The sequence below is a fragment of the Micromonospora sp. II genome, assembly GCF_001709195.1.
GTDB classification, from domain to species: Bacteria; Actinomycetota; Actinomycetes; order Mycobacteriales; family Micromonosporaceae; genus Micromonospora; species Micromonospora chalcea.
This window is the reverse complement of the sequence record NZ_LYXF01000066.1, coordinates 1-8,905: the sequence shown is the minus strand read 5'-3', so window position 1 is coordinate 8,905 and position 8,905 is coordinate 1. Positions and strand designations below refer to the sequence as shown.

The 8,905-nt window shown below is 70.2% G+C and carries 10 protein-coding genes and 2 pseudogenes; 8 read left to right on the top strand and 4 right to left on the bottom strand.

Annotation, left to right across the window (positions count from 1 at the left end):
• Positions 1 to 1,012 (bottom strand): annotated as a pseudogene (locus A8711_RS25815) (AAA family ATPase); the annotation flags it as partial.
• 202 nt (positions 1,013 to 1,214) lie between these two features.
• Between A8711_RS25815 and A8711_RS25810 the strand changes: the two are divergent.
• The 4 genes from A8711_RS25810 to A8711_RS25795 all read left to right on the top strand — a co-directional run bounded on the left by A8711_RS25810 (position 1,215) and on the right by A8711_RS25795 (position 4,691).
• Positions 1,215 to 1,823, top strand: a complete 609-nt coding sequence (locus A8711_RS25810) for a class I SAM-dependent methyltransferase (protein ID WP_069089600.1) — start codon at positions 1,215 to 1,217, stop codon at positions 1,821 to 1,823.
• 96 nt (positions 1,824 to 1,919) lie between these two features.
• A complete protein-coding gene (locus tag A8711_RS25805; RefSeq protein ID WP_030499352.1) occupies positions 1,920 to 2,261 on the top strand; it encodes a DUF1330 domain-containing protein in 342 nt (113 codons plus the stop codon).
• Positions 2,258 to 3,310 carry a P1 family peptidase gene (locus tag A8711_RS25800; protein ID WP_176722886.1) on the top strand — a complete coding sequence of 351 codons (1,053 nt, stop codon included), beginning with the start codon at positions 2,258 to 2,260 and terminating at the stop codon, positions 3,308 to 3,310. The genes A8711_RS25805 and A8711_RS25800 overlap by 4 nt, the downstream gene beginning before the upstream one ends.
• Positions 3,311 to 3,398: 88 nt before the next feature.
• Positions 3,399 to 4,691 (top strand): hemolysin family protein, encoded by a 1,293-nt coding sequence (locus tag A8711_RS25795; protein WP_069089598.1) that lies wholly within the window; start codon positions 3,399 to 3,401, stop codon positions 4,689 to 4,691.
• 15 nt (positions 4,692 to 4,706) lie between these two features.
• On the opposite strand, the gene A8711_RS25790 is transcribed toward A8711_RS25795, so the two are convergent.
• A complete protein-coding gene (locus A8711_RS25790) occupies positions 4,707 to 5,084 on the bottom strand; it encodes a helix-turn-helix domain-containing protein (RefSeq protein WP_069089597.1) in 378 nt (125 codons plus the stop codon).
• Between the two features lie 79 nt (positions 5,085 to 5,163).
• On the opposite strand from A8711_RS25790, the gene A8711_RS25785 reads away from it, so the two are divergent.
• From A8711_RS25785 to A8711_RS25775, 3 genes are all read left to right on the top strand, one after another.
• Complete coding sequence (locus A8711_RS25785) at positions 5,164 to 5,574, top strand: RidA family protein (RefSeq protein WP_069089596.1); 411 nt, start codon at positions 5,164 to 5,166, stop codon at positions 5,572 to 5,574.
• 145 nt (positions 5,575 to 5,719) lie between these two features.
• Positions 5,720 to 6,208, top strand: a complete 489-nt coding sequence (locus A8711_RS25780; RefSeq protein ID WP_064448837.1) for a SigE family RNA polymerase sigma factor — start codon at positions 5,720 to 5,722, stop codon at positions 6,206 to 6,208.
• A complete protein-coding gene (locus A8711_RS25775; protein ID WP_069089595.1) occupies positions 6,201 to 6,899 on the top strand; it encodes a hypothetical protein in 699 nt (232 codons plus the stop codon). The genes A8711_RS25780 and A8711_RS25775 overlap by 8 nt, the downstream gene beginning before the upstream one ends.
• 75 nt (positions 6,900 to 6,974) lie before the next feature.
• Here A8711_RS25775 and A8711_RS32215 read toward each other — a convergent pair whose 3' ends face one another.
• Positions 6,975 to 7,706 carry a hypothetical protein gene (locus tag A8711_RS32215; protein WP_124779002.1) on the bottom strand — a complete coding sequence of 244 codons (732 nt, stop codon included), beginning with the start codon at positions 7,704 to 7,706 and terminating at the stop codon, positions 6,975 to 6,977.
• A gap of 114 nt (positions 7,707 to 7,820) precedes the next feature.
• Between A8711_RS32215 and A8711_RS25770 the strand changes: the two genes are divergently transcribed.
• Positions 7,821 to 8,357 (top strand): hypothetical protein, encoded by a 537-nt coding sequence (locus A8711_RS25770; protein ID WP_069089594.1) that lies wholly within the window; start codon positions 7,821 to 7,823, stop codon positions 8,355 to 8,357.
• A gap of 104 nt (positions 8,358 to 8,461) precedes the next feature.
• Here the strand turns inward: A8711_RS25770 and A8711_RS31795 are convergent.
• Positions 8,462 to 8,905: pseudogene (locus A8711_RS31795) on the bottom strand (polysaccharide deacetylase); the annotation flags it as partial.

The window sequence follows — 8,905 nt, the reverse complement described above, 5'->3', positions numbered from 1 at the left end:
GGTGCAGGCTCGCCGGATCGGTCAGGTATTCGGAGAGGAAACCGACCAGGTCGCCCCGGCGCGGCTGGTCGTCCCACCAGGCATCCCGCTCCGGGGACGTGTGCTTGCCGTACTCGGCGGCCCGGAAGTCCGGGCTGATGAACCCCTCCTCCACCGTGGGCAGACGCAGGTGGAAGTCGACGTCCTTGATCCGCAGCAGCGGCTGCCGGAACACCGCGGCCAGCGAGCCGGTGAGCCGGTCGAGCGACTCCCGGAGCAGGTCGGGGCGGTCGGCCGGGGCCGGGCCGGACAGCTCGGCGAGATTGCGGTACAGCTGCGCCAGCGCGTCCAGCCGGGCCGAGACCTCGGTGGTCAGGTTCCGGTTGTCGATCAGGTTGTGCTCGATCGCCTGCCGGAGCATCCGGAACCCGAACTCGGGGAGGTCCGCGGCGAGCCGGTCGAAACGGTCCTCGTAGTGCCACATGGCCCGGCCCACCACCCGGGACCGCAGCGACGTGAGGTCGAGCCCACGCCGCACCGACGGCCAGGCGGCGAGGCCCTCGCAGAACGCGATGGTGGCGTCGTAGAGCTTGACGTAGGCGGCCTCGACGTCGCGCCGGGTGTCGTCCATGCCGTGGACCGAGGACGGCAGCGGGAAGTATCCGCCGTCGATCTCCTTCGGCAGCGTGTGCTGGCGACGGTCGGCCGCCACCATGCCCACCTTTTCCTCGTCGGTCAGCTCCAGCCGGTCGAAACCCGGCCCGACCTCGTCCCGGAAACCGTCGAAGAACGCGGAGAGCGCCAGCACGGTATGGCTGGCCTCCAGCAGCTTGTAATACGATTTTCCGCCGGTCGTGCGGATGCGGCCGGCCTGGTTTCCGGTGGCGTCCCGGACGAGTTGCATGAGCGCGTTCTTCGGGCCGAGCAGAGCGAGCGCCGCGCCCTGGGTGAGCGCCCCGGCGCCGAGGATCCCCGCGCTGACGACCTTGTCGGTCTCGGTGATGCGCGTGCTGCCCGGGGCCAGCAGCTTCAACGCATCTCGATAGCTGAGGCTCGAACGGCGCGGCATGCCGCCCCTTCCGCTGCTGGCGATCGGGATTCTTCAAGGATAGAAACTTCAGTGACGGAAAGCTATCGATTCCGCACCGGGCGGCTGCTTTGCGACGACTTTTCCATTCATTCATCTCATTCATCTGCTAAATGCGGCCAAGGCGTCGGACCCCTATGGTCGAGCGGTGGACGACACACGGGTACGGCAGGCGTACGGGGCGGTCGCGGAGCTCTACATCGAACTGTTCGGCAGCACCGCCGCGGTGCACCCGGACGACCTCGCCCTCATCGGGCGGCACCTGGCCGGCCGGACCGGCCCGGTGCTCGACCTCGGGTGCGGACCGGGGCACCTCACCGACCACCTCCGGTCGCTGGGCGTCGACGCCACCGGGATCGACATGGTTCCCGAGTTCGTCGCGCACGCGCGGGCCACCCATCCGGGCGGCGCGTACCGGCTCGGGTCGCTGGACGACCTCGCCGTCCCCGACCACTCCGTCGACGGCATCCTCGCCTGGTACTCGCTGATCCACCTCCCGCCACCGGATCTCGACGCCGTGCTGGCGGGGTTCCGGCGCGCGATCGTGCCGGGTGGACCGCTCGTGGTCGGCATCTTCGCCGGTGACGAGGTGAGCGCCTTCGACCACAAGGTCGCCACCGCGTACCGCTGGCCGGTGGACGAGTTCTCCGCGCGGCTGCGGCAGGCCGGGTTCGCCGAGGTCGAACGCCTGACACGCCTGTACGACGAGACCCACCGCACGCACGCCGCCGTCGCGGCCGTGGCGTCCGGCGCCTGAGCGCGCGCCGTCGTCGGTGCCGGGAAAATGGGCGCGAACGTCTGCCGTCCGCTGTGCCAGGATCGGCGTTCGGAGTTCGACGGCCGGAAGGACACCATGCCCGCGTACGCCATCGCCCACCTCCAGGACGCCGCCCCGCACCCGGACATCGCCGAGTACATCGAGCGCCTCCCGGCCACCCTCGCCCCGTACGGCGGCCGTTTCCTCGTGCACGCCACGCCGCACGAGGTGAAGGAGGGCGCCTGGCCCGGCGCGGTCGTGATGCTCGGCTTCCCGGGCATCGCCGAGGCGCGCGCGTGGTGGGACTCGCCCGCGTACCAGGAGATCGCGCCCCTGCGCTCCCGGCACATCGAGGGCGACATCATCCTGGTCGAGGGCGTCCCCGACGACTACTCACCGACCGGCATCGTGCAGGCGATCCGGGCGGCGCTGCCCTGAGCCGGACCGGCCGGCGCGCCCGTGACCTCGGCGTCGTCGTCGGAACGCTGCCCACCGGACGCCACAACGCGATCACCGACGTCCCCGGCGTCCTGGTGGGTCACACCACCGTGGACGACGGCGGCGACCTGCACACCGGCGTCACGGCGATCGTGCCGAGCGGGCTCGGCCCCGGACGGTGGACTCTGCCGGCGGCGGTGTTCTCCGGCAACGGGCACGGGAAACTCGTCGGCTCGACCCAGGTGGACGAACTCGGCGTACTGGAATCCCCGGTCGTGCTGACCGCGACGCTGTCGGTGTTCCGGGCGGCGGACGCGCTGCTCGGCTGGTTGATGGAGCGCCGGACGGACGGGGTGTCGTTCAACCCCCTGGTCGGCGAGACGAACGACGGGCACCTGTCCGACATCCGCCGCCGCCCGATCACCGAGGACCACGTCCTGGCCGCCATCGCTCAGGCGACCGACGGGCCGCCCGCCGAGGGCTGCGTCGGCGCCGGCGCCGGCACCACCGCGCTGGGCTTCAAGGGCGGCATCGGCACCTCGTCCCGGACCGTGCGGGCCGCCGGCCGTACGGGGACTGTCGGCGCGCTGGTCCAGTCCAACTTCGGCGGCGTCCTCAGAGTGCTCGGCGTGCCGATGCCGGCCGAAGAACTGGTCCCCGCCGCCGACCGGGCCGAGCCGCCCGGCAACTCGTGCATGATCGTGGTGGCCACCGACGTACCGCTGGACGCGCGACAGCTCGGGCGGGTCGCCCGCCGGGCGGTGTTCGCCATGGCCCGGGTCGGCGCGTCCTTCAGCGGCACCAGCGGCGACTACGCGATCGGGTTCACCACGTCGGATCAGCAGCCGATCCCGGACGGGGAGATCGACCCGGTGTTCGCGGCCGTGCTGGACGCGGTCGAGGAGGCGCTGCTGAACTCGCTGTTCACCGCAGTCACCACCACGGGCGTGGGTGGCCGTACCAGTCACGCGGTTCCGCACCGGGCCGTGCTCGAGCGGCTGGCGGCGGCTGGCCGGCTGATTCCGGAATCACCGGCGGAAACGCGCTGATTGCTCGCAACCCGGCCCGCCCCGCCCAGCCGCGGCGGCTACGGTTGACGCTGCCGGAGGGTCCGGCCGAGGAGGCGTCGAACTGGCCGTGGACGGCTATGGCGTGCAGGTCACGCTCGTGTTCGTGTTGGTGTTGGTGAACGCGGTGTTCGCGGGCAGCGAGATGGCGTTGGTGTCGCTGCGGGAGAGCCAACTGCAGCGCCTGGAGCGGACCTCCCGGGGCGGCCGGGTGCTGGCGAAGCTGGCGCGGGATCCGAACCGCTTCCTGGCCACCATCCAGATCGGCATCACGCTGGCCGGTTTCCTCGCCTCGGCCGCCGCCGCGGTGTCCCTCGCGGCGCCGCTGGTGGGCCCGCTGGGATTCCTCGGGTCGGCCGCCGAGCCGGTCTCGGTCGTCGTCGTCACCATCATCCTGACCTTCGTCACGCTGGTGCTCGGCGAGCTGGCGCCGAAGCGGATCGCGATGCAGCGTGCCGAGGGCTGGGCGCTGCTGGTGGCCCGCCCGATCGACGCGCTGTCGACGTTCTCCCGCCCGGCGGTGTGGCTCCTGAGCAGGTCGAGCGACGCCGTCGTACGCCTGGCCGGCGGCGACCCCCGGGCCCGCCGGGAGGAGGTCACCACCGAGGAGCTGCGGGACATGGTCGCCGCGCAACGCAACCTCACCCCCGAACACCGCACGATCATCTCGGGCGCGTTCGAGGTGGCCGAGCGGATACTGCGGGAGATCCTCGTCCCGCGCCGCGACGTCGTCACCCTGTCGGCGGAGCTGTCCGCGCCGCAGGCGCTGCGCGAGCTGGGCAAGTCGGGGCAGACACGCGCCCCGGTCGTGGGCCGCGGCGGACTGGACGACACCGTCGGCGTGGTGCACATGCGGGACCTGCTCGACCAGGACGGGCCGGTCGCCGACCACGCCAGCCCGGCGGTGTACCTGCCGGAGACGCTGAAGGTTACCGAGGCGATCCGGGAGCTGCGCGCCCAACGACAGCAGTTCGCGCTCGTTGTCGACGAGCGCGGGTCCATCGACGGCATCGTCACCATGGAGGACCTGGTCGAGGAGATCGTCGGGGAGATCTACGACGAGACCGACCGGGACGTGCAGGCCGTCGTACGGGAGGCGGACGGCGCGCTGCTGATGCCCGGCGGGTTCCCGCTGCACGACCTGGTCGACGTGGGCATCGACCTCGACGAGGCCACGCTGGAGGCCGGGGACTACACCACGGTGGCCGGCCTGGTCCTGGCGCATCTCGGCCACATCCCGAAGGCCCCCGGCGAGACGATCGAGCTGCCCGGCCTGACCGCCGAGGTGGCGGAGGTGACGGGCCGGGCCATCACCCGGGTACGCCTGCGGACGACGCCGGCGCGCGACGAGCCGGGCTCCTGAGTCCGGCCGTACTCGTCACTCCGGCTCGGCGTCGAAGGTCCGGCGGGCCTGTTCGATCTGCGGCAGGTGCGCGTCGGCCCAGTCGAGCAGGACGTCGATCGGCGCACGCAGGGTCTTGCCCAGCTGGGTGATCCGGTACTCGACCGCGACCGGACGGGTCGCCACCACGTGGCGTTCGACGATGCCGTTGCGTTCGAGCCGTCGCAGTGTCGCCGTGAGCGACTTCTGCGTCACGGCCGGGATCGCGCGGCGCAGCTCGTTGAAGCGGCACGGGCGCTCGCACAGCTCGTTGAGGACGCTCAGCGACCACTTGTCCAGCACCTGATCGAGCAGCTCGCGGTGCGGCGCGTCGATGCGCAGCTCGTCGGCGCGAGCGCCTGCGGTATCGCCCATGAAACCAGGTCTCCTTGAAGTGTCCTCCGTCAACTAGGTATCAATGGTAAACCACCTAGGTCCCCATGGAGGAGACACGATGTCTGTCACCCGCTTCAGCCCTGCCGGTCTTCAGCCGCACACGCCGTACCACCACGTGGCAGTGGGCACCGGCACCCGTCACATCCACGTCAGCGGTCAGGTCGCGCGGCTCGGCGACGGCACCCCGGTCGCACCGGGCGACCTGGCCGGGCAGGTCGCGCAGGTGCTGCGCAACACCGGGCTCGCCCTCGCGGGCGCCGATGCCTCGTTCCAGGACGTGATCCGGCTGACCTTCTACGTCACGGATTGGGCGCCCGAGAAGATCGGGCCGTTCATGGCCGGCATCGAGTCGGTCGCCGAGGAGCTCGGGCTGCCCCAGCCGCTTCCGCCGGCGTCGCTGATCGGCGTCGAGTCCCTCTTCGAGCCCGACGTGCTCGTGGAGCTGGAGGCGACCGCCGTCGCGGAGTGAAATGGGGCAGGCAGCACCACCGGACAGCGACCGGGGCCGCGGTCGGCGGATTTCCGCCGGCCGCGGGTTGCCGCGTGGTCGAGGGGATCGGTGAAATCTGATGGACGCCCGCAACGTTGCGATCAGGCCGCGCGTGTAGTCGCCGATGAGGGACTTCGACGACTTTTACGCGGCGAGCTACGCGGACCTGACGGTGCAGGTGTACGCCTACTTCGGCGACCTGCACGAGGCCCAGGACGTCGTCCAGGAGGCGTTCTGCCGGGCGCTCGCCCGATGGCGGCAGGTCTCCGGCTACGACGACCCCGCCGCCTGGGTCCGGCGGGTCGCCTGGAACCTCGCGACCAGCCGCTGGCGGAGACTGCGCGTGATGCGGGCGTTCCACCGACGCCAGCGCGGCGAGCCGGTCGTCGCGGGACCGGAACCGGACCACGTCGCGCTGGTCGAGGCCCTGGCCTCGCTACCCGCCGCGCAGCGGCGGGCAATGGTGCTGCGCTATCTCGCCGACCTGCCGGTCGCGGAGATCGCCGACCGCGAGGGAGTGCCCGAAGGCACCGTCAGGTCATGGCTGCATCGCGGTCGGGCCACGCTCGCCGCCCGGCTCGGCCCCGAACACATGGAGAAGTCGCATGCCTGAGGACATCACCGACGAGCAGACCCGGAATGCATTCGCCCTCATGCGCGCGGAGACTCTGACACACATCCGCCCACCGGGAACCGCGGCGGCGCAGCGGACCGTACGGAACCGCCGCCGCACCGGAATCGCCGCCCTCGCCGCCGGCGTCGGGATCGTGGTGGCTGGTGGCGTCGCCGTGACCCACCTGGCCACCAGCGAGCGATCCGCCACCCCGCCTGCGGCACCGAGCCCGTCGCCGTCCCCGTCGGAACTGCCCGCCGAACAACTCGACCGCATGGCCGCCACAGCAGCCGCCGCGCTCGGGATCACCTCCGTGGACAACAAGCAGCGAAAGCGTGAGGGAAAAGGACCGATCCTCATGACCGGCTCCGAGCCCGCCCGGCGCGGCGGCATCAGTGGCACCGGGTACAACGAGAACAAGACCGGCGTCTACGTGCTCGACGTCCTGTGCGTCGGGGAAGGGACGCTCCGGGCGCGCTTCTGGGCCGCGACCTCTGGGGCGGACGAGGCCGGCAATCCGGCCCCCATCCCTCCCGACGCCGCCGAGGCGCAGGTGCCCTGCAGTGACGATCTGGCACGCGTAAGCCTCAGCGTGCGCGCGCCATGGCCCGAGAAGGTCTACGTCTCGATCGAGCCGGACCAGGCGGCCGAGGGGCGCGCAGCCCACGCTTCCCTCGTCCGCGTGCCGTAGCGCCGCCCTCGGGGACTCGGTCCCTGACCTTTCGCAACCGTCTGGCATGCGGTTGGACGGACCAGGGTCGCGTGGTCAGTTCGACCGCTCGCGGAAACGCATGACGAGTCGAATCAGATACTGACGCGCAGACAGGAGTGGACCTGCATTGCCCCGCCGCGGTGGACGCTCACCTCGACCGATGCGGATCATCGCCGCCCTACTTTCTGAAGCCTTCCTGGTGAGAAACTCGTCCGGCACAACGCAGCTCGGTTCATCCGCCACGGTGTCGTTCCACTCGCGGAGATCGCCGATCGCCGTCAGGATTTCCGTGCGCTCCTCGGTAGATGTCGCGGAATCGGCAGCCCGGCCCAGTTCGGCTAGCGCCTCGGCCCTCCTACCTCGAAAGCCGCTGATGACGTCCAGCGCACCGAGGCGTGCGCCCGGATCGGAGAGGTAACTCAGGTAGAGCGTGAGGCTGCTTTCCACGCGTTCTCGGCACAGCGACAACAGATCAACTGTCCGCCCATGCCAGTTGATCAGCTCTGGATGGGCCGCTTCCCCGTTCCCGAGGGTCCTGAGCAACGCGAACGCCTCGTTCGGATGCGGGACGTCACGCCGCTCCAGGCGTTCGACAACATCGCAAATTGCGTACGGTGTTGCTTCGAAGACGTTCTCGTTCCAGGCAAGGTCTTGCAGCAGCAGCCTGAACGCCTTCAGGCGGACCTGTTCATCGGGGGATGAGAGGTCGGCAAGCGCGGCTGGAATGTGACTGGATCGTCCGACGAAGCAGGCGAGATCTGACCAGCGAACGTCTTCCGAAGGCATGGCAGGCATGATCTCGCAATCAGCCAGGGCAAGGCTACGGCGATAGCGAGGGCCTTGCCGCGTACATCATGATCCTGCCTTGCCAAGGTCACGACCTGTTGGGGAGTTGAGACCGTGATCCGGCGGAACGACCCGCTCGCTCTGATGGCGATCGCCATGTGCACGGCGGCCGGCGCTTTCCTCGTCGTAACGCCCTCCCGCATCGTCGACACCCAGCAGTTGCTGCTGATGGTTCTCACGCCGCTCGGCACGTGCGTACTGCTCATGTACCTCGCGGGGCCGGCTGCCTTCGTGGCGGTGACCCACACGCATGTCGTCGTGGGCAACCCACTCGTCAGATACAGCGTTCCACGGTCACTGGTCGACGGAGTACGACTCGACGGGTTCGACATCGAGCTGCGAGTCTCCGGGCACCCGCCTGTTCCGATTGCCGCCCTGACCCCCAGCGTGGGTGGCCATCACCGGGTGCATCCGGGCGGGTACCAGACGCGCTTGAACAAGATCGCGGCGCTCCTGGACCACACGCCGGCGACGCCCGTAGCCGGCACGATGGTGCGCCGCTACCGGTATGCGCACCTCGGTCTCTTGACGGTGGACGTGCTGGCTCTGGTCGGAATGGTGCTCTACATCAGAACCGAAACGCTCGCGTAGAAGCGAACCGTGCCCCTACGGTCCAGGGTCAGCTGGACCGTAGGGGCACCTGGTCGACCACGCTCACCCGAGCCGTTTCCGGTGACCTGGGTGGGCCACCGGGATCAGCCCGCGGTGCAGGAACGGATCTGCGGTCTGGCGCCGCTGTTGCCGTTCATCATCGTGGTGAAGCCGAAGGTGTTGCCGCTGCCGTTGGACCGCATCGTCATCACGTAACCGGTGCTGTCCCAACTGGGGGAGCCGTTCCAGGTAGTGGAGACCCGCTGCGGCGGGGTCAGAGCCACGACCACGGTCCAGTTGCTGGCCCCCTGAACCGTCACCGAGGTGTTGTACCGGTCACCCCAGACGTTGGGGGTCGTCGCCGTCGCTGTGCATCCGCCGCTGGGAGGCGGAGTGGTCGGCGGCGGAGTGGTCGGCGTGCCGGTCGGCGGCGGAGTGGTCGGCGGCGGAGTTCCGTCCGGGGCCACCGCTCGGCCGGTGCTCGGTGAGATCATGCCCGGGCAGAGGTTGCGGCTGGTCAGGTTGGCCATGATCTGCGGAATCGCGTC